Origin of the sequence: Tritonibacter mobilis (assembly GCF_001681715.1) — a bacterium.
GTDB classification, from domain to species: Bacteria; Pseudomonadota; Alphaproteobacteria; order Rhodobacterales; family Rhodobacteraceae; genus Epibacterium; species Epibacterium mobile.
Genome location: NZ_LNWY01000016.1, coordinates 106,624 through 125,075, shown reverse-complemented (window position 1 = coordinate 125,075; position 18,452 = coordinate 106,624). Strand labels below are relative to the sequence as shown.

At 59.2% G+C, this 18,452-nt stretch carries 19 protein-coding genes; 6 read left to right on the top strand and 13 right to left on the bottom strand.

Annotation, left to right across the window (positions count from 1 at the left end):
- Positions 1-113 precede the first annotated feature (113 nt).
- The 3 genes from def (UB90_RS16100) to def (UB90_RS16090) are packed head-to-tail and all read right to left on the bottom strand — an operon-like array spanning position 114 to position 1,638.
- Positions 114-611 carry a peptide deformylase gene (def, locus tag UB90_RS16100; protein WP_009177549.1) on the bottom strand — a complete coding sequence of 166 codons (498 nt, stop codon included), beginning with the start codon at positions 609-611 and terminating at the stop codon, positions 114-116.
- Positions 608-1,117, bottom strand: a complete 510-nt coding sequence (gene def / locus UB90_RS16095; RefSeq protein WP_065324155.1) for a peptide deformylase — start codon at positions 1,115-1,117, stop codon at positions 608-610. The genes def (UB90_RS16100) and def (UB90_RS16095) overlap by 4 nt, the downstream gene beginning before the upstream one ends.
- Positions 1,114-1,638, bottom strand: coding sequence for a peptide deformylase (gene def, locus UB90_RS16090; RefSeq protein ID WP_009177735.1), 525 nt, complete (start codon positions 1,636-1,638; stop codon positions 1,114-1,116). The genes def (UB90_RS16095) and def (UB90_RS16090) overlap by 4 nt, the downstream gene beginning before the upstream one ends.
- A 158-nt stretch (positions 1,639-1,796) precedes the next feature.
- Here def (UB90_RS16090) and UB90_RS16085 point away from each other — a divergent pair, with 158 nt between their 5' ends.
- Positions 1,797-2,969 (top strand): MalY/PatB family protein, encoded by a 1,173-nt coding sequence (locus tag UB90_RS16085; protein ID WP_065324154.1) that lies wholly within the window; start codon positions 1,797-1,799, stop codon positions 2,967-2,969.
- Between the two features lie 87 nt (positions 2,970-3,056).
- On the opposite strand, the gene UB90_RS16080 is transcribed toward UB90_RS16085, so the two are convergent.
- Complete coding sequence (locus UB90_RS16080; RefSeq protein ID WP_065324153.1) at positions 3,057-3,425, bottom strand: hypothetical protein; 369 nt, start codon at positions 3,423-3,425, stop codon at positions 3,057-3,059.
- Positions 3,426-3,658: 233 nt separating this feature from the next.
- On the opposite strand from UB90_RS16080, the gene UB90_RS16075 reads away from it, so the two are divergent.
- The 4 genes from UB90_RS16075 (at position 3,659) to UB90_RS16060 (ending at position 7,882) form a co-directional block, all read left to right on the top strand.
- Complete coding sequence (locus UB90_RS16075) at positions 3,659-4,633, top strand: glutathione S-transferase family protein (RefSeq protein ID WP_065324152.1); 975 nt, start codon at positions 3,659-3,661, stop codon at positions 4,631-4,633.
- A gap of 103 nt (positions 4,634-4,736) precedes the next feature.
- On the top strand, positions 4,737-5,735 hold the full coding sequence (locus UB90_RS16070; protein ID WP_065324151.1) for a threonine-phosphate decarboxylase: 999 nt from the start codon (positions 4,737-4,739) through the stop codon (positions 5,733-5,735).
- Complete coding sequence (gene cbiB / locus UB90_RS16065; protein ID WP_065324150.1) at positions 5,732-6,643, top strand: adenosylcobinamide-phosphate synthase CbiB; 912 nt, start codon at positions 5,732-5,734, stop codon at positions 6,641-6,643. The genes UB90_RS16070 and cbiB overlap by 4 nt, the downstream gene beginning before the upstream one ends.
- Before the next feature lie 42 nt (positions 6,644-6,685).
- Positions 6,686-7,882 carry a lytic murein transglycosylase gene (locus tag UB90_RS16060; protein WP_065324149.1) on the top strand — a complete coding sequence of 399 codons (1,197 nt, stop codon included), beginning with the start codon at positions 6,686-6,688 and terminating at the stop codon, positions 7,880-7,882.
- A 24-nt stretch (positions 7,883-7,906) separates the two neighbouring features.
- Here the strand turns inward: UB90_RS16060 and UB90_RS16055 are convergent, their stop codons facing one another.
- Positions 7,907-11,362, bottom strand: coding sequence for a chromosome segregation SMC family protein (locus UB90_RS16055; RefSeq protein WP_065324148.1), 3,456 nt, complete (start codon positions 11,360-11,362; stop codon positions 7,907-7,909).
- Positions 11,363-11,491: 129 nt separating this feature from the next.
- A complete protein-coding gene (locus UB90_RS16050) occupies positions 11,492-12,706 on the bottom strand; it encodes an aminotransferase-like domain-containing protein (protein ID WP_065324147.1) in 1,215 nt (404 codons plus the stop codon).
- 154 nt (positions 12,707-12,860) lie between these two features.
- Here UB90_RS16050 and UB90_RS16045 point away from each other — a divergent pair, with 154 nt between their 5' ends.
- The gene (locus UB90_RS16045) at positions 12,861-13,628 is read left to right on the top strand and encodes a FadR/GntR family transcriptional regulator (RefSeq protein ID WP_005636449.1); all 768 of its coding nucleotides are present in this window, start codon (positions 12,861-12,863) and stop codon (positions 13,626-13,628) included.
- Here the strand turns inward: UB90_RS16045 and UB90_RS16040 are convergent.
- The 7 genes from UB90_RS16040 to UB90_RS16010 form a co-directional block, all read right to left on the bottom strand.
- Entirely contained in the window at positions 13,625-14,446 is an 822-nt protein-coding gene (locus UB90_RS16040) for a phosphate ABC transporter ATP-binding protein (protein ID WP_065324146.1), read from the bottom strand. The two genes, UB90_RS16045 and UB90_RS16040, sit on opposite strands and share 4 nt — an antisense overlap.
- A 206-nt stretch (positions 14,447-14,652) precedes the next feature.
- On the bottom strand, positions 14,653-15,210 hold the full coding sequence (locus tag UB90_RS16035) for a F0F1 ATP synthase subunit B (protein ID WP_065324145.1): 558 nt from the start codon (positions 15,208-15,210) through the stop codon (positions 14,653-14,655).
- Positions 15,211-15,214: 4 nt separating this feature from the next.
- Positions 15,215-15,760 carry a F0F1 ATP synthase subunit B' gene (locus UB90_RS16030; protein WP_009178147.1) on the bottom strand — a complete coding sequence of 182 codons (546 nt, stop codon included), beginning with the start codon at positions 15,758-15,760 and terminating at the stop codon, positions 15,215-15,217.
- Between the two features lie 86 nt (positions 15,761-15,846).
- A complete protein-coding gene (locus UB90_RS16025; protein WP_005636439.1) occupies positions 15,847-16,071 on the bottom strand; it encodes a F0F1 ATP synthase subunit C in 225 nt (74 codons plus the stop codon).
- A 56-nt stretch (positions 16,072-16,127) separates the two neighbouring features.
- Positions 16,128-16,931, bottom strand: a complete 804-nt coding sequence (locus UB90_RS16020; protein ID WP_005636431.1) for a F0F1 ATP synthase subunit A — start codon at positions 16,929-16,931, stop codon at positions 16,128-16,130.
- 39 nt (positions 16,932-16,970) lie between these two features.
- Positions 16,971-17,312 carry an AtpZ/AtpI family protein gene (locus tag UB90_RS16015; RefSeq protein ID WP_005636428.1) on the bottom strand — a complete coding sequence of 114 codons (342 nt, stop codon included), beginning with the start codon at positions 17,310-17,312 and terminating at the stop codon, positions 16,971-16,973.
- Between the two features lie 209 nt (positions 17,313-17,521).
- Positions 17,522-18,409: a DMT family transporter gene (locus UB90_RS16010; RefSeq protein ID WP_009177448.1), complete on the bottom strand. Its 888-nt coding sequence runs from the start codon at positions 18,407-18,409 to the stop codon at positions 17,522-17,524.
- Positions 18,410-18,452 lie beyond the last annotated feature (43 nt).

The window sequence follows — 18,452 nt, the reverse complement described above, 5'->3', positions numbered from 1 at the left end:
GCAGGATGACAGTCAGGGCCAGAGCAGACGCGCTGACGCGCGACGGGTCAAGCCTGCCCCTCTGGGTCAGGCCAGTGCCTCCGGTGGAGGTATTTGGGAGAAGATGAAACCGCTCAGCGCGCGAATTTGCGCGCTTTCTTAATCAGCATGTCGCGCTTCACCTTGGAGAGATTGTCAAAGTACATCTTTCCGTTCAGGTGATCGATCTGATGCTGCACTGACGTGGCCTCAATACCGACAAAATCACGTCGGTCGATCACGCCATCCTCATTGAGGAACCGCACTGTGACCGCGCGGGGGCGTTTGATTTTTGCCGAAACACCTGGGAGGTTCGGGCTGGCTTCTTCGTGTTCACGCAGCTCGATTGAAGCGTGCAGAATTTCGGGGTTGGCGAGACGCACAGCGCGGCCACGCTCGGTCGAGCCATCTACTACTGCGAGGCGCAGCATGACCCCAATCTGAGGGGCCGCCAGGCCCACACCCGGCATTGCCTCCATCGTGTCGATCATATCATCCCAGATCGCACGGATCTCATCAGTGATCTCGCTGACCTCAGTCGCTGCAGTGCGCAGGCGTTTATCGGGCCATGGCAGACAGGTTCGGGTGGTCATGCATTGGCCTCCTTTTGGGAAAGATAGTGCTGTTGAGCCGTGTGGCGCATCTCTGGCGACAAGTGATCGAATGTTACGCGCCCGTCGAGATGGTCGTATTCATGTTGAATGCAACGGGCCGCGAACCCGTCAAAACACTGTTCGTTCACTGCGTTTTCGGCATCATACCAGCGCACTCGGATCTCTGTTGGGCGAGTGACTGGTGTGGTGACGCCAGGAATAGACAGGCAGCCCTCTTCGCCCTCGGCGGTCTCAGTCGCACGCCACAGGATGTCCGGGTTTACCATCACAATGGGATTTCGTGCCCCATCTTTCCAATCGACGTCCATCACGAATAACCGTTTTAGAACGCCCACCTGCGGCGCGGCCAAGCCCCGTCCCGGCGCATCATACATGGTTTCCAGCATATTCGCGATCAGGCCTGAGAGGTCTTCCCCCTCTGCTACCGGAGCGCAGATCGCCGTCAGGCGCGGATCGGGCCATTTGACGATGGGTAAGAGGCTCATACGTTGCCGCGTGCGCGTTCGCGCTTGAGCTTTTGCATCTTGCGCGTGATCATCTGACGCTTCAACGGCTTCAGATAGTCGATGAAAAGCTTGCCATCGAGGTGGTCGATCTCATGCTGGACACATGTGGCCCAGAGCCCGTCAAACGTCTCGGTCTGGAGGTTGCCATCACGGTCCAACCACTCGACATCCACCACTTTGGGCCGGGTCACCTCGGCATATTGTTCGGGAATGGAGAGGCAGCCTTCCTCATAGACGTTCGTCTCATCCGAGGCGGCAATGACGCGGGGGTTGAACATCACCAGCGGGCGCGCCTCGCCTTCGCCTTCCTTCACGCAATCCAGTACGATCAGGCGGTCCAGAATACCGATCTGTGGCGCAGCAAGGCCGATGCCGGGCGCGGCATACATGGTTTCAAGCATGTCATCGGCAAGCGCACGCAACTCATCAGAGAGGTCCGGCACATCGGCGGCGATCTTCTTCAGACGCGGGTCGGGGTGGATCAGAATGGAGCGTTTCATGGGCAAAGGCTTTAGGCCAATCCCCGCAAGGCCGCAATGTCTCATCATCGTTAGACACCGACACGCCGCAGGGCGTGTTTGTACCAGCACATTGGCAAGGCTTTGCAGCGCGCGCGCAATCCCCTAGCTTTTGCAACAAACACCACGGAGACAGATTAATGGATTTCGACAAGATCATCGACCGACGCGGCACCCATTGCGCCAAATGGGATATGATGGAACCGCTCTATGGCGTCACCCCTGAGGATGGCTTGGCCATGTGGGTCGCCGATACGGATTTTGCCGTACCAGAAGCGGTCTCAGCCAAGATGCGCGAGATGGCTGATCATGGTGTCTACGGCTATGTGAACTGCGAATCCCAATACAAGAACGCCATTCAATGGTGGATGGAAAACCGCCACGGCTGGAGCGTCGACGCGGATGCGATCTTTACCACAACCGGTCTGGTGAACGGCGTCGGCATGTGCCTTGATACCTTCACCCAGCCCGGCGATGGCATTGTGCTGTTTACTCCGGTCTATCATGCCTTTGCCAAGGTGATCCGCCTTGCCGGACGCGAGGTGGTGGAATGCCAGATGGTGCAGGAAGATGGCGCCTACAAGATGGATTTTGCAGCCTATGACGCGCAGATGACCGGTAAGGAGAAGATGGTCATCCTCTGCTCGCCGCATAACCCAGGCGGTCGCGTCTGGACACAGGACGAACTGCAGCAGGTCGCCGATTTCTGCGAGCGCCATGATCTGATGCTGATCTCTGATGAAATCCACCATGATCTGGTCTTTGGCGGGCGCAAGCATATCCCGATGGCCGTCGCTGTGCCAGAGGTCAGCACGCGTTTGATCATGCTGACAGCACCGTCGAAAACCTTTAACTTTGCAGGCCTTCACACCGGGCAAGTGATCATCCCCGATGAAACACTGCGTGAACAGTTCCGCCGCCGCATGATGGCAATCTACCTGCAAGGCAATACGGCCGGAGAGTTTGCCACGATCGCCGCCTATTCTCCCGATGGCGTCGCCTATATAGAGGAACTGGTTCCCTACCTAGAGGGCAACAAGAAACTGTTTGATGAAGCGGTAAACGCCATTCCGGGCCTGCAATCGATGGAATTGCAATCCACTTATCTGGCTTGGGTTGATTTCTCTGGCACTGGCATGGAGCGCGAAGAATTTACCCGTCGCGTCGAGCAGGGTGCGAAGATCGCCGCCAACCATGGCACGACCTTTGGCACTGGTGGCGAGAGTTTCCTACGCTTCAACCTCGGCACGCAGCGCGCGCGGGTCGAAGAAGCCTGCGAGCGGCTATCAAAGGCGTTCGCTGATTTGCAGTAACGCGGGTTTGTGAAGTCTCTGTCGCCGGGATCATCACTGGCGACAGAGGTTTGTCAAATCTCAGCCCATAGTGGCTTAGGGGGCGTCTCAGCCCTCGCCCAGTTGCTGCTCATGCCCCAAGAGGCCGACTGCCGCATCTGGCGCGCGATAGAAATCAAGCGGCGCAGTCTCCGCAGCAGCCGTGGCGCGTTTGAAATCGTAGCACATCTCACCCGCTTCTGCCTCGGAGGCAACGATGAGACACTGTGACAGATGACGCGCGCCATCATAGAGGTCCACGAGGCCACGTAGTTGCGGCACGGTTTCCTCTTCGACAGAAAATCCGCGATCCCACAGGCGCAATACCGGGTAGATTTCATCGCCCACATGCACCCGCAGGCGGTTCTTTTTCTTCATGCCCTCAATACGCGCCTTATCAAGGGCGTCCTGAACAGATTTGGGAACATATGTGGTCATGGTCTCAACCTCCGGCTTTAGCAGACCGAGTCTTAGGGTGACGTCAAATTGGCTAAAATCAAGTGAAGAAACGGTGAATTTCCTTCGAGAAGGGTAATTGTGGTGATGAGGCTTCGCCTGTCGCAGTGCCACTTACCTGTGCGCGCATGCAGGGACCCTGCGCAGTGGCACAGGTGGCCGCATCCCCTTCCCGACCCTATCCTTGTTTACAAGCGAACAAGGAAGGACCGATTATGGGACTGCTGGTAGACGGCGAATGGCAAGATGTCTGGTACGACACGAAATCAAACGGCGGCGCGTTCAAGCGTTCGGAATCGCAGTTCCGCAACTGGCTGACGGCGGATGGCAGCCCCGGCCCGGACGGACAACAGGGATTTAAGGCTGAAAGCGGGCGCTACCATCTCTACGTGTCGTATGCATGCCCATGGGCCCATCGCACGTTGATTTTCCGCAAACTCAAGGGTCTGGAAGACCACATCAGTGTTTCGGTCGTTCACCCGGATATGCTGGACAAAGGGTGGGAGTTTAAAACCGACGAGGATGGCGCAACTGGCGATACGCTCTTTGGCTTTGACTATATGCATCAGGTCTACACCAAGGCGGACCCAAAGTACTCAGGCCGGGTGACGGTCCCTGTTCTGTGGGACAAGCAAGAAAACACCATCGTCTCTAACGAGAGCGCGGACATCATCCGCATGCTAAACTCCGCCTTTGACGACATCACGGGAAACACCCTTGATTTCTGGCCCGAGGAGCTGCGCGAACCCATCGAGGCCGTGAACAAACGTGTCTACGACACGGTGAACAACGGCGTTTACAAGTCAGGTTTTGCGACCTCGCAAGAGGCATATGACGCCGCCGTTGTGCCGCTGTTTGAGAGCCTTGACTGGCTGGAAGATATCCTGAGCCAACACCGCTACCTGATGGGCGACAAACTCACAGAAGCCGACTGGCGCCTGTTCACCACATTGGTGCGCTTTGATCCGGTCTATCACCTGCATTTCAAATGCAATCAACGTCGCATTATCGATTACCCCAACCTCTGGGGCTACACACGTGAACTCTACCAAATGAGCGGCGTGGCAGAAACGGTGGTCATGCCACATATCGTGCGCCACTATCACTACAGTCACGACACTATAAACCCCAACCGGATCTTGCCGATCAATCCGGTACTTGACTGGCAGGCACCGCACGGGCGCGCGTAAGTCCCGCGCTCGTGAGGCGGGCTACGGGTTGCCGCGCTTGCTTTATGGCCATTGCAGAGGCATATCGTGCCTAGACGCTGATCTGATAAAAGGCCGCCCCGCGATGGCAGAACCCTCTCAGTTTGCCGCTGTGCAAGACCCGGCGCAGGCCACGGCCTCTGCCGGGGGAGCACGTGACCACGGTGGCAACCTCGCTGCGGCAATCGCCCGATTTGGAGGTCTGCGAGAAGACTGGATTGACCTCTCGACAGGGATCAATCCAGCGCCCTACCCGTTGCCGCCGCTCATGGCTGAGGACTGGACCGCATTGCCCGACCGCGATGCCCAACAGGCGCTCATCGATGCCGCGCGCAGCTTTTGGCGCGTGCCGGAGGGGGCAGACATCCTCGCCGCTCCCGGTGCCTCTGCCCTGATTGCACGCCTCCCCGCACTGCGCCCTGCGCGAACGGTTCAGATCACCACGCCCACTTACAATGAACACGCCGCAGCGTTTGATCATTGCGGCTGGCAAATTCTGGATCATGGCCCAGCCGAGGCGCAGGTTGTGGTCCACCCCAACAACCCCGATGGCCACCTGTGGCAGCCAGACGAAATCAACGCCCCCTTCTGCGTGATTGATGAGAGTTTCTGCGACATTTGCCCGGAACAGAGCCTGATCGCCCGCGCATCTGCCTCGGGCACCATTATTCTCAAGAGTTTTGGCAAATTCTGGGGGCTGGCTGGCCTGCGATTGGGTTTTGCCATTGGTGATCCGGATCTGATCGCAGGGTTGCGCGCAGCAATGGGGCCGTGGGCTGTCTCTGGGCCTGCACTGCGCATTGGCGCGCATGCTTTGAACAATCACGACTGGGCGACCACCACACGGCTTGAACTGGCTGACGCAGCCTCTCGACTGGATCAACTGATGCAGCAGGCCGGTGCGCAAACTGTCGGCGGCACCGATCTGTTCCGGCTCTACGACGTTGAGGACGCAAGTGCCTGGCAAGACCGCCTTGCCCGCGCTCATATCTGGAGCCGTATATTCCCCTATTCCAGCCGTTTCCTGCGCCTCGGCCTGCCGCCCGCAGATCGCTGGAGCCAACTGGAGACCGCACTTTTATGAGCACCGCTGCGCTATTGATCCCGGCAATGATCCTCGACGCCATTTTTGGAGAACCCAAATGGCTCTGGTCCCGCGTGCCGCATCCGGCGGTTCTGATGGGCAAGCTTGTACAGGCGCTCGATGATGGGCTGAATGACGGTGACGGACGACGTAGCAAGGGCGTTGTGGCCGTCCTCGTCCTTGTTGTCACTGGCCTGTGTCTGGGCTGGGCAGTGTCGTGGTTAGGAGATGTGGTCAGCGTATTGATCGCTGCCATCCTCATCGCTCAACGCTCTTTGGTTGATCATGTACGCGCGGTAGCCACCGGTTTGCGCCATGGCCTCCTTGAGGGGCGCGAAGCCGTTGCGCAAATTGTCAGTCGCGATACAGCCAATATGACCGGCCCGCAGGTTGCGCGCTCGGCAATTGAAAGCGGCGCAGAGAATTTCTCGGATGGTGTCATCGCGCCAGCATTCTGGTTTCTGGTCGCCGGCCTGCCGGGCCTGTTCATCTACAAACTCATCAACACCGCCGACAGTATGATCGGCTACCGCACCGAGGCTTACGAAGAATTCGGCTGGGCGGCGGCGCGGTTTGACGATGTGCTCAATATCATTCCCGCCCGTCTGAGTGCGCTGCTGCTGGCAGTGGTCACATGGCGCACGAGCGAGTGGGGCGAAATCAGTGCCGATGCGCGCAAGCACCGTTCCCCCAACGCGGGCTGGCCCGAAGCCGCTATGGCACGCGCACTGGGTGTCGCGCTGGCCGGTCCCCGATCCTATGACGGCGAGATGCGGGATTTTGCTTGGGTAAATGAGGCGGGGTCAAAAAGCGCCAATGCCCATGCAATCACACGGTGCTGCGACGTTCTTTGGAAATCTTGGGGTCTGACACTTGTTCTGGTGGTTGCATTGGGTCTGCTCTTCTAGATATCGTTAGCGCGAACCGATCCGACCAGAGGACAAAGAGCCATGCGTGTGCTGCCCAGCGCCAAAGCGGTCTTGCACCGCACCGCCTTGATTGCCCTACTGAGTGCCCCGACCCTTGCCGCAGCGCAATGCGGTGGGAGTTTTCAAAACTTCGTACGCGGTCTGAAAGACGAGGCCGTTTCGGCAGGCTATGCGATCAGTACCGTCAACGAATTCTTTAATGGCGTCTCGCAAGACCAGAGCGTGCTCCGAGCTGACCGCTCTCAGGGCGTGTTCCAGAAACCGTTTGTCGAATTTTCCCGCCGCCTGATCTCGCAGAGCCGTTTGAACCGTGGCCGTAGCAAGGGCGAGGAATTCGACAAAATCTTTGACCGGATCGAGACGACCTATGGCATCAACCGGGGTGTCCTGCTGGCGTTCTGGGCGTTTGAGACCGACTATGGCGCAGTGCAGGGCGATTTCAACACTCGAAATGCACTGGTGACGCTCGCGCATGATTGCCGCCGCCCGGACCTGTTCAGGCCGCAAATTTTCTCGGCGCTGGAGCTTTATCGCAAAGGGGACTTTGACCCGGCGCGCACCACGGGTGCTTGGGCCGGTGAAATAGGCATGGTGCAGATGCTGCCCAGCGATATCCTTGAGCACGGAGTGGACGCGGACGGCGATGGCCACGTGACGCTCAAGACATCGGCAGCGGATGCGCTGATGTCTGCGGCGCGCATGCTCTCGCACCTCGGCTGGCGCGCAAATGAGCCATGGTTGCAAGAGGTCACGATCCCGGCAGACATGGATGTCTCCGCCTCCGGCCCCGCTTATAAGAAATCCCTTGCCGACTGGGAGGCGATGGGTGTCGCACCCCGAACGACCAGCTTTGCGATGAAGGATGCAGAGGCCTCGCTGTTGCTCCCGCAGGGTCACAAGGGCCCTGCCTTTCTTGCCTACCCTAACTTCGACATTTATTTTGAGTGGAATCAGAGCTTTACCTATGTTCTGACCGCAGCCTATTTTGCGACCCGACTGGAAGGCGCGCCTGTTTACGATGCCGGAAGTTCTGAGCAGGGATTGTCTGGCGATCAAATGAAAGAGTTGCAGCGCCGTCTGCAAGCCCGCGGTCACGACGTAGGTGATGTTGATGGCATACTCGGCGCGAACACCCGACTGGCGGTGCAGAAAGAGCAAAAGCGTCTGGGGTTCCCCGCAGATGCCTGGCCCACGCCGGATCTGCTGAACGCGCTCTGACCCAAGTCTGAGACGAGGGGCGGTCTAAGCGACCAGCGCCTCTGCCTTTTTCAGATCTACTGACACCAGTTGACTCACACCTTTTTCCTGCATGGTCACGCCAAACAGCCGGTCCATACGCGCCATCGTCACCGCATGGTGGGTGATGATCAAAAAGCGCGTGTCGGTCTGGCGGCACATCTCGTCCAGCAGATCGCAGAAACGCGTGACATTGGCGTCATCAAGCGGCGCGTCGACCTCGTCGAGCACGCAGATGGGCGCAGGGTTTGACAGGAACACAGCAAAGATCAGCGCCATCGCCGTCAGGGTCTGTTCCCCTCCGGACAAAAGCGACAGGGTAGAGAGTTTTTTGCCTGGTGGCTGGCACATGATCTCAAGCCCCGCATCCAAGGGATCATCGCTTTCAACCATCAGCAGGTTTGCCTCGCCACCCCCAAACAGATGGGTAAACAGCATCGCAAAAGAGCTGTTCACTTGCTCAAAGGCGGTCAGCAGGCGCTCCCGCCCCTCGCGGTTGAGAGAGGCAATCCCTGAGCGCAGGGTCTTCACCGCCTCTTCCAGATCCAGCTTCTCTGCCACCAGCGTGTCATACTCACTTTGAACTTCGCGGGCGTCTTCCTCCGCACGCAGGTTCACCGCACCAAGCGCATCGCGCTGGCGTTTGTGACGGGCGACCTCGACCTCCAGCGCTTCGGCGTTGGGCATATCCTCAGGGGTAACGTTTAGTTGCTCCAACAGCTCGGCAGGCTCCAGCTGCATCACCTCATCGATGCGCTCAGCCGTGGCCTCGACGGTTTCGCGGGCAGCCTCTGTGCGGGCTTCGGACCGCGCCCGTGCTTCGCGCGCCTCGGAGGCCAGGCGCTCGCATTCGCGCTCATTGTGGACCGCCTCACGCAGCACAGCTTCGGCAGCAACCAGCGCATCCGTCGCCTCAGCCTTACGCGCCTCGGCGTCGGTGATCTGTTCATTAAGCTCTTCGCGGGTCTCGGCAATCTCGCCGGGCACCGCCATCGCGTCTTCCAGTTCTTCTTGGCTGGTCTCACGACGCTCTTCGAGCTCGGAAATCCGCTTACCGGCCGAGTCCAGACGCAACCGCCAGCCAGAGATTTCCTTGGTCACGGTCTGCGCGCGTTTGGTGCGCGCCTCGCCTTCGCGGCGCAACTCATCCAGCGCGGAGCGGTGCGTGAGCATGGTGATCCGCGCCGCCTCGACCCCGTGTTTGATCTCCTCAACCTTGGCGCGCGCCTCAGCGAGATCCCCAAGAGCCGCCTGCGCCGTTTCGGCGTCTTTCAGTTGCAAAGATGCAGTCAGCGCATCCTCATCATGGCGCGCGACAGCAATGCCAAAGTTTTCGAGCTTGCCTTCGGCGAGGTTCTTTTCCGCCTCAGCGCGGCTCAGGGCACGGGCACTATCCGCGACGCGCTGATCGGCGGTGCGGCGGGCCTGACGGGCGGCCTGATCCGCAAGGGTCACTTCTTCGAGCTTGCGCACCAAGGTCTCATGTGCGGCCTGCGCTCCTTCGGTGCGGGCCGTGGCATGCGCCAGATCCTGTTTCAGCGCCTCCAGCCGGTTCATCTGCTCCAGTCGCATCGCCGCCGCCGAGGGCGCGTCTTCTGCCCAAGAGCGGAACCCGTCCCAGCGCCACAGATCGCCCTCCAGCGTCACCAAACGCTGGCCGGGCTGCAACAAAGGCTGCAAACGCGCCGCCTCATCCGGGTCGACCACGCCGATCTGTGCAATCCGCCGCCAGAGCGCATCAGGACCATCGACATATTTGCCGAGCGGCTCCACCCCATCCGGCAGTGGCGCATCACGTTCATAGGACGGCAAGGTCAGCCAGCCCGTCGGCCCATCGCTATCTGCAAGCGGCGCGCGCAGATCATCCGCCAATGCAGCACCAAGAGCCTTCTCGTAGCCCGGTGTCACCCGCAGATCATCCATGACCTGACCGCCCTCGGCGGTGTCACGCTCAACCAGCTTTGCCAGCGCCGTGACCTCGGCCCTGAGCGCGCCCAGCTCCCCCTCCGCCTCAGAGCGTTTCGCACGCGCTTCGGTTTCATGTGCCTGCGTTTCAGTGCGCAGCTCATCCGCCTCGGCCAGCGCTTCTTCTGCCGTCTCGGCGGCTTCGCGGGCCTCTTCCTCCGCCTCCAAAGCCGCCTCATAGGCCGCCTCGGACGCAGCCAAAGCCTCTCGCGCAGTGTCCTGAGCGGCGCGGGACTTGGCACCCTCACCTTCGGCGCGTTCCAAGGCGCGGCGGCAATCCTCGACGAGGCGCTGCGCAGACTGATGGCGCGCGGCGAGCCGCGCAACATCCTCTGTCACCTGCGAAAGATGTTCCTCACCATTGTGGAGGATGGATGTGGACTCTTGCGCAACTTCTGCGGCCTCCGCCATGCGGTCATCGTGCCCCTCACCCGCCTTGGCCAGTTCCCGCTTTTCCCACTCCAGACGTTCAATCGTCTCGCCCGCATCCCGGTTCAGCCCGGCCTCACGTTCGATATCATTGCCAAGCTGCTGGATGCGGCTGTTCAGACGTTCAATATTCTGCCGGGCCTGCGCTTCTTGATCGGAGAGCGCATCGCGCTGTACCACCAAACGCTGCAGCACAGCCGCGGCGATCGCCTCTTCTTCGCGCAGCGGTGGCAATCCGTCCTCAGCCTCAGCCCGTTTTTCGCCCGCAACACGCGCCAGCGCCTCCGCTTTGGCAGCTTGTGTCACACGCGTGCGGAGTTCTTCTTCCGCCGCCAGACGCGCCTCATCCGCCTCACGCCAGCGACGATAGAGCAGCATACCCTCGGCCAGCCGCAGTTTTTCGCCAATCTCGCGGTAACGCTGCGCCTGTTTGGCCTGTCGTCCAAGCTGCCCCAACTGCGTCGCAAGCTGCTCGATCACATCATCGATGCGCAGCAGATTCTGTTCCGTATTCTTGAGCTTCAGTTCCGCCTCATGACGGCGCTGATACAGCCCGGAGATCCCGGCCGCCTCTTCAAGCACCCGACGGCGCGCTTTGGGTTTGGCGTTGATCAGCTCAGAAATCTGACCTTGCCGCACCAACGCGGGCGAATGCGCACCGGTTGAGGCATCGGCAAAGAGCATCTGCACGTCCTTGGCCCGCACATCCTTCGCGTTGGCCTTATACGCCGAGCCGACGTCACGGGTGATCCGGCGCACAATGTCGAGTTGGTCGGAGTCATTGAACCCAGAAGGCGCCAATCGTTCGGAGTTGTCGATCTGCAGACTGACTTCGGCAAAGTTGCGCGCAGACCGGGTGGCGGTGCCGGCAAAGATCACGTCTTCCATGCCACCGCCCCGCATCGCCTTGGCACGGGTTTCCCCCATCACCCAACGCAGCGCCTCCAAGAGGTTCGACTTGCCACAGCCATTCGGCCCCACAACACCTGTCAACCCATCGGCGATGAGCAGGTCAGTGGGGTCCACAAAGCTTTTGAAGCCGTTGAGCCTGAGTTTGGAAAAGCGCAAGTTCGCCCCTTCTGGTGATTCCGTTGCAGCAAATCACAGCAGCCTTGCGCCCCCCGAGTCAACGGTACATGCCGCAAAATCGGCAGTTTCCCACCTGCGCTCACACCATATCTTGTGGATAACCCCATTTCACATTGCGGTTTTCAGCACATGTCCCAGCCGCGCAATCCCCTCGGCGATTGCGGGTTCATTACTGTTTGAGAAACTCAGTCGAAGGGTGTTTTCGCCCGACCCATCCGCATGGAAGGCTTGTCCCGGCACAAAAGCGACTTTTTCCTGCTCCAAGGCACGCTCCAATAACTGCGCACCACTTATGCCTTCAGGCAACGTGACCCAGATGAACATGCCACCCTCGGGCTTGGTCCAAGTGACGCCTGCGGGCATATGTTCCTTGAGGGCAGCCAGCATCGCATCACGTCGCCTCATATAAACTGAACGCAATTCCGCAACATGAGTGTCGAACAACTGCTCCGCCACCTGATATGTCACGATCTGGTTGATCGTAGGAGAGTGCAGGTCAGAAGCCTGCTTCATCAGCACCAACTGCTGGATTATCGGCGACGCCGCAACCACCCATCCCACGCGCAAACCCGGCGACAGGGTTTTGGAAAATGTGCCGCAATAGATCGTCCGGCAGGCCTCGATATCGCCGCCCTTCCGGTCTTGCTCCAGCGCCAGCATCGGCGGCACCGGCTCCCCGTCAAACCGCAGGTCCTGATAGGCGGCATCCTCAATGACCGCCGTATCAAGCGTTTCGGCCAAATCCAGCATCTGCAGACGTTCTGCGTGGGTCATCGTCACACCCGTTGGATTGGCAAAATCCGGGCTGAGGTAGGCAAACTTAACCCGACCTCCTGCCGCTTCGGCGGCTTGCGCGTAACGCTCGGGCGGTTGGTTTTCACCAGACCGAAGCCGGTCGTAGCGTGGCTCATATGCGTTAAAGGCCGCAAGCGCGCCCAGATAAGTGGGCCAGCCCACCAGCGCCGTATCCTTGGGACTGAGGAACAGTTTACCCAGATAATCAATCGCCTGCTGCGATCCCGATGTGATCAGAATATTCTCAGGCCCGCACTGCACACCAATCTTCGCCATATGCGCGGCAATCCACTGACGCAGGGGCAGATAACCTTCAGAGACAGAGTATTGCAGGGATTGCGCCTGATGCTCTGGCGAGAGCGCCGCCTGAAACGCATCAGCAAACGCCTGCGCCGGAAACAACGCCGGATCAGGTATCCCACCGGCAAAAGAAAGCAACCCCGGCTGATCAAGCAATTTGAGCAGCTCGCGAATTTCCGAAGCCTTCATGCGGCCAATACGTGTTGCATATTGCGCTGCGAGGGTCATTTTGATCACTTCCTTTCGTCACCTTCGCGAAATCGACAGGAAAGCGCAAAACAAGTCAATATTTCTGACCTATTATTTCAGCTTTCGTGATCTTGCAGGCCCCTCATGTTGGTGGTCATATGATTTGACCAATCTTTGTTTTTCGAGGTCTTCGATGCCGTTCCAGAAAGTGCAGCCGGAAAAGCTCTCCACCGCAGTGGTACGCCAAATCGAAAAACTCATCCTGCGCGGCATTCTACGCCCCGGGGAACGCTTGCCCTCCGAACGCGAACTGGCCGAGCGACTGGGGGTCTCCCGCCCCTCCTTGCGCGATGCGCTGGCAGAATTGCAGGATCGTGGATTGCTCTCCAGCCGCGCGGGGTCCGGTGTGTTTGTGGCCGATGTCCTTGGGTCCGCCTTCTCGCCTGCGCTGATCCAGCTTTTCGCCAGCGACGATGAGGCGGTCTTTGACTACCTGTCGTTTCGCCGTGACCTCGAAGGTATGGCCGCTGAACGCGCGGCAAAATTTGGCTCTGACGCAGACCTCGGCGTCATTCAGGAGATTTTTGACCGCATGGAAGAAGCGGGAGATCCCAGTATTTCAGAGGCCGCTGCGGAGCTAGACGCGCAATTCCATTCCGCCATTCTGGAAGCCAGCCATAATGTCGTACTCTTGCATATGATGCGCTCCATGTTCGACATGCTGCGCAAAGGCGTGTTCTACAACCGCCGTATCATGTTCGGCCAGCACACCACTTATGAGGCGCTGCTGGAACAACACCGCGCCATCAACGCCGCATTGCAGGCCCGCGACGCCCATGCTGCGCGAACGGCTGTCGAAACCCACATGGACTATGTGAAACAGGCGCTCGACGAACAAATACGGGCAGATCGAAATGCCCGGATTGCAGCGCAGCGACTGGAACATGAACGCAATCGCTAGCCGGATGTGCTGTCGATAAACCCACGGGTTTCAGCCTTGAGTGCGGCGGTAAAGATCATCTCGGCGCTGTCCACCTCAACGAGGCGGCCCTGTTCAAAATACGCCACACGATCAGCAATTTGCGCGGTTTCCGCCAAGGTTGCAGACACAGCCACAACCGCATGATCTTTTTTCAGATCCACTGAGAGCGCACAAAGGGCCTCGCCTTCGCCCTGATCAATCGACCCGGTAGAGCGATCCAGCAACAGGACCTCGGGTTGCACCGAGATGCTGCGCGCGATGCACAGCAGGCGTTGCTGGTGGCGCGGCAGATCCACGCCGCGTCGTTTGTGCAGGACATCCTTCACATGATCCCAGAGCATACATCGCCGCAATGCCGTCTCTACGGCCTCAGCCACCTCATGGCGGCTGGTCGCGATCTGGTTCAGTTTGAGACCATAGGAGATATTATCCCAAACGGACAGCGGGAACGGGTTTGGTGTCTCAGGGATATAGGCCACCTTGCGCCGCAGCGCAGGCAGATCACACTGGGGTGAGAACACCTCTGTGTCGCCATATGTCAGGCTGCCAGTCGTCGCCAGCTGACGCTCGTGTTGCAACAGCCGGCACATGGCCCGCATCAAGACGGACTTACCCGCTCCTGTGCGTCCAATCAGCCCCAGAACCTCTCCCTTGCGAATATCTAGTGTGACATCGCAAAGCACATCCCGGCCGCCAACCTTAAGACCAAACTCTCGCACGCTGATCGCCGCAGGAAGCGTCACCTGATCTTTTGTCAGCTGAGATGTCTTGTGATGGAGCGGCAATGAATGAAACATCAGGACCCTGTTCTTATCGGGATGCCCTCGCTCTTCGCACGACAGGGTTAACGGATCATCCCACCGATTGCAGTTGTCATGAAAAATTCATGAAGCGACCGCAGCAGCATGAGAGGTGCAAAACAAGCCCTCCGTTTATTCCCAAATGCAAAAGCCCCAGCCGTTAGGCCGGGGCTTTCGCAATAGTCGTCGCATGCAAGATCTGCTTAGTGCAGCTTGGCGTCCACGTCCTGAATGGCCGCGTCGATCAGCTTGTTTGCATCGGCTGCGGACATTTGCTTGGAAATCACCTGATCGGCAACTTCGACAGCAATGGTGATGGCGCGGTCACGGACCTCTTTCACTGCAGAGGCTTCTGCAGAGGAAATCTGCTCTTCCGCAGCGGCCAGACGGCGCGCGATGGAAGCCGCGAGATCTGCCTTCGCCTGCTCAGCCGCAGCAGCGGCCTCGTCACGGGCGTTGGCGACGATGCGCTCGGCTTGGGCCTGGACGTCCTGCTGCTTGCGCTCGTAGGAGGCCAGAAGGGTCTGGGCCTCTTCGCGCAGCGCGCGGGCTTCTTCCAGTTCCGACTTGATGCTGTCCGCGCGATTGTCGAGCTGCTTGCCGATCAAAGACGGCACTTTGGCAGCGAGCAGGATGCCAATGAACAGCAGGAATGCGAGAACAACAACAAAGTCGGTGTTGCCGAGGTTCCAGCCACCGCCAGCAGCGAAGGCAGGAGATGCGGTTGCGAGGGTCAGAGCAATTGCAAAAGTTGCGCGCATGGTCTTAGCCCTCCGTCCGTTTGGCGACAGCAGCCGCCACAGCATCAGCGTCGTCCTTGCCACCCAGAGCCGCGACCAGTGCGGATGCGGTGTCGGTTGCAACGACTTTGACGCTTTCCAGCGCACCAGCGCGGATTTCAGCAATGGCTTTCTCGGATTCCGCTGCTTTCGCAGAGATTTCCTCATCCGCCTTTGCGATTGCCTCGTCGACCCCTGCCTGAATTTCGGCGCGGGTTTCGGCGGCAATGCGCTGCGCTTCCGCGCGAGCATCAGCCAGTGCCTTGTTATAAGCGTTTTCGGCCTCGACAGCTTTGGCTTTGAGATCTTCAGCCGCAGCGAGGTCGTTTGTGATAGTCCCCTGACGCTCGTTCAGAATGGCTGCGATACGGGGCAGCGCGACGCGCGACAGGATCAGGTAGATCACGACAAGCGTGACCAGAAGCCAGAAGATCTGGTTTCCGTAGGTCGAGAAGTCCAGCTGCGGCATGCCGGAAGACCCGTGCACCGCGTCGGCAGCTCCATGACCTGTATCGGCCGTATTAGATGCCATGTCGTCCTCCTATGGAACTTGCCGTTACACCGGGCGGGGCGCGGTTGGCACTCCGCCCGGCCGTAAGGAAAAAGTGTTCCGGAGTCTTAGACGGCGAACATCAAGAGCAGAGCGACCAGGAACGAGAAGATGCCCAGAGCTTCTGCAAATGCGATGCCGATGAAGAGGGTTGCGGTCTGGGAAGCAGCCGCGGAGGGGTTGCGCAGAGCGCCCGCCAGGAAGTTAGCAGCAACGTTGCCAACACCCAGAGCAGCAATACCAGTACCCATGCCAGCCAGGCCAGCGCCGATGTATGCGAGATCGCCTTCCATTTGATATCTCCTTACGATTGGAAGTTGAGGTAGTAGTTCAGACCAGCAGCCTGCCCTTAGTGGGACGGATGCAGCGCGTCTTTCAGATAGACGCAGGTCAGAATGGTGAACACGTAAGCCTGAATGAAGGCCACGAGAACTTCGAGTGCGTAGACCGCGGTGATGGCAAAGATCGGCAGGAACGCCCCGGCACCCAGCGCGCCAGCAAAACCTGCGAACACCTTCAGAACCGCGTGGCCCGCCATCACGTTGCCTGCAAGACGGATGCAGTGGCTGACGGGGCGCACGAAGTAAGAAATCAGTTCGATGATGGCCAGGATCGGACGCAGCGCCAGCGGAGCGGAGCTGACCCAGAACAGGCCGAGGAATTTCGCACCATGCAGCACAAAGCCGGTGATGGTCACGGTCACGAAGACCAGCATCGCGAGGATCGCGGTCACGGCGAAATGAGAGGTGGTGGTGAAGGACATCGGGATCAGACCAAGGAAGTTGGCCGTCACGATGAACATGAAGAGCGTCATGATGTATGGGAAGAACTTCACGGCATCTTTGCCGGTCACGTCTTCGACCATCTTGTAGATGAAGCCATAGGCCAGTTCCGCAACCGACTGAGCGCGGGAAGGAACGATGCCCCGGTTTGAGGAGCCAAACACCAAGAGGCCGATGATCGCAACCACGGCAAGGAACATCCAAAGCGTCACGTTGGTGGGCGTGTACCAAGCGATATGGTCACCACCAAACAGCGGCGTCACGGTGAACTGTTCCATCGGGTGAATGGCAAGACCCGCCGTTTCCGGTGCGAACACCAGGCCCGATACGAGCACCAAAGCCAAAGCTACGTAAAAGAACAGTTTGCCCATCGTTCCGCTTCTCCTGTCGCTTAGGCCGTCGCCCAGCATTCATGCATCTTTATCAGCGTCGGCGGATTTTTCCGCCTCAGCCATTTGTTTGTCCTGAATCTCGCGTGCGCTGCGGAGCATCACGTTCACCCCGGCGGCCAGACCCAGCAATATGAACAGCACCATGAAAATGGGGGTCGTTCCCAAGAGAACATCCAACCCGTATCCGATGCCGAGGCCGATCACGAGACCGGCCACCAATTCCGTCACCATCCGCCAGGCCTGATTGGCCATGGAATAGTGTTCATCCGCGCGAGGTTCTGGCTCTTCATGCGCCTTCTTGGCGGCTGCCAGTTTCTCCTCCAGCTGCGCCATGCGCTGCTTTTGGTCGTCGTCGATCAAGGTGACGCATCCTCTCGCGAAATCTGAGGGTTTGCTAAGCGGTCCTCCGCTCAGAGTCAATTGCGCATTACGCCGATCTGCTCTGGGCAAAATATCAATATTTTCAGATCACTAAGCCAAATCACGTGTTTGCGCGCGGCGTCCTTCGCCTGAGGATAAGCCTTTCGACATCGCCCGAGGCATATTCAACCAAATGGTTGATCTTGAAATCACACGGCAGGAACCCGGCGTCGGAACAGTCGTCCGTCGATCAGCAAAAGACCAAAAAGGATCGCAAGCAGCCCCGACAGATGGCTGACCTCAAGCGGCTCTCCCAGAACCAAGACCCCCAATGACAGCGCCGAGGCTGGCGCGATCAGCGTCGGAAGGGTGACATTGGTCGGACCAATCTTGGGAAGCACCCAGTACATGGCGATGAAGGCGGCAGAGGTCAGCGCAAACCCGATGATCAGCAACGCCCCCCATGCCTGTGTAGACAGTGCGCCCGGCACCCCATCGGACCAGAGGGCCAGTGGCAGGATAAAGGCAGTTGCCCCGGTCAAGGCCCAGGCCACCAGCACCACCGGCTCCATATCGCGAAACTGGCGCGCGACATTGACCGAAAAGGCATAACACAGCGGCGCGCCCAACGTGACGAGGATCGCCCAGATGGCAGAGCTCTCCCCGCCCTGCAGGATCGGCAGAGACAGCAGAACGATCCCCGCCAGCCCAGAAGCGACACCCAAACTCTTGCGCCAATTGGCGCGTTCGCCACCCGGCCAGAAATGGGTCACCACCACTGCAAGCGCCGGGGTACAGGCATTGACGATCCCCGCAACACCGCTGGCGATATGCTGCTGCCCGAGCGCATAACAGGAAAACGGGATCGCATAACTCAGGGCTCCAAACCCCGCCAGAGCCAGCGCGCGCGATGGCGATATGCGCCAATTGCGCCCGCGCGCCAGCAGGAAAACCCAGCACCCCAAAGCCCCAAGCCCGACACGCCCGACCGAGATCCATAAGGGTGCCAACTCGCGCAGCAGCACCGCGTTGAACATAAAGGACATCCCCCAGCCAATGCCGAGGATCACGATGATGGCCCAATACCGCAATGCCATGGTGCTCTCCCTCAATAGCGCCCGCGCCGTTTTGCGCATACGC

Coding starts and splice junctions, on each gene's coding strand:
- UB90_RS16010 (WP_009177448.1), bottom strand. CDS start 18,409: ATGGCATTGCGGTATTGGGCCATCATCGTGATCCTCGGCATTGGCTGG.
- UB90_RS16050 (WP_065324147.1), bottom strand. CDS start 12,706: ATGACCCTCGCAGCGCAATATGCAACACGTATTGGCCGCATGAAGGCT.
- UB90_RS16020 (WP_005636431.1), bottom strand. CDS start 16,931: ATGGGCAAACTGTTCTTTTACGTAGCTTTGGCTTTGGTGCTCGTATCG.
- UB90_RS16040 (WP_065324146.1), bottom strand. CDS start 14,446: ATGTTTCATTCATTGCCGCTCCATCACAAGACATCTCAGCTGACAAAA.
- UB90_RS16080 (WP_065324153.1), bottom strand. CDS start 3,425: ATGACCACATATGTTCCCAAATCTGTTCAGGACGCCCTTGATAAGGCG.
- UB90_RS16060 (WP_065324149.1), top strand. CDS start 6,686: ATGCGTGTGCTGCCCAGCGCCAAAGCGGTCTTGCACCGCACCGCCTTG.
- UB90_RS16025 (WP_005636439.1), bottom strand. CDS start 16,071: ATGGAAGGCGATCTCGCATACATCGGCGCTGGCCTGGCTGGCATGGGT.
- def (WP_009177549.1), bottom strand. CDS start 611: ATGACCACCCGAACCTGTCTGCCATGGCCCGATAAACGCCTGCGCACT.
- cbiB (WP_065324150.1), top strand. CDS start 5,732: ATGAGCACCGCTGCGCTATTGATCCCGGCAATGATCCTCGACGCCATT.
- UB90_RS16030 (WP_009178147.1), bottom strand. CDS start 15,760: ATGGCATCTAATACGGCCGATACAGGTCATGGAGCTGCCGACGCGGTG.
- UB90_RS16035 (WP_065324145.1), bottom strand. CDS start 15,210: ATGCGCGCAACTTTTGCAATTGCTCTGACCCTCGCAACCGCATCTCCT.
- UB90_RS16070 (WP_065324151.1), top strand. CDS start 4,737: ATGGCAGAACCCTCTCAGTTTGCCGCTGTGCAAGACCCGGCGCAGGCC.
- def (WP_009177735.1), bottom strand. CDS start 1,638: ATGAAACGCTCCATTCTGATCCACCCCGACCCGCGTCTGAAGAAGATC.
- UB90_RS16085 (WP_065324154.1), top strand. CDS start 1,797: ATGGATTTCGACAAGATCATCGACCGACGCGGCACCCATTGCGCCAAA.
- UB90_RS16075 (WP_065324152.1), top strand. CDS start 3,659: ATGGGACTGCTGGTAGACGGCGAATGGCAAGATGTCTGGTACGACACG.
- def (WP_065324155.1), bottom strand. CDS start 1,117: ATGAGCCTCTTACCCATCGTCAAATGGCCCGATCCGCGCCTGACGGCG.
- UB90_RS16045 (WP_005636449.1), top strand. CDS start 12,861: ATGCCGTTCCAGAAAGTGCAGCCGGAAAAGCTCTCCACCGCAGTGGTA.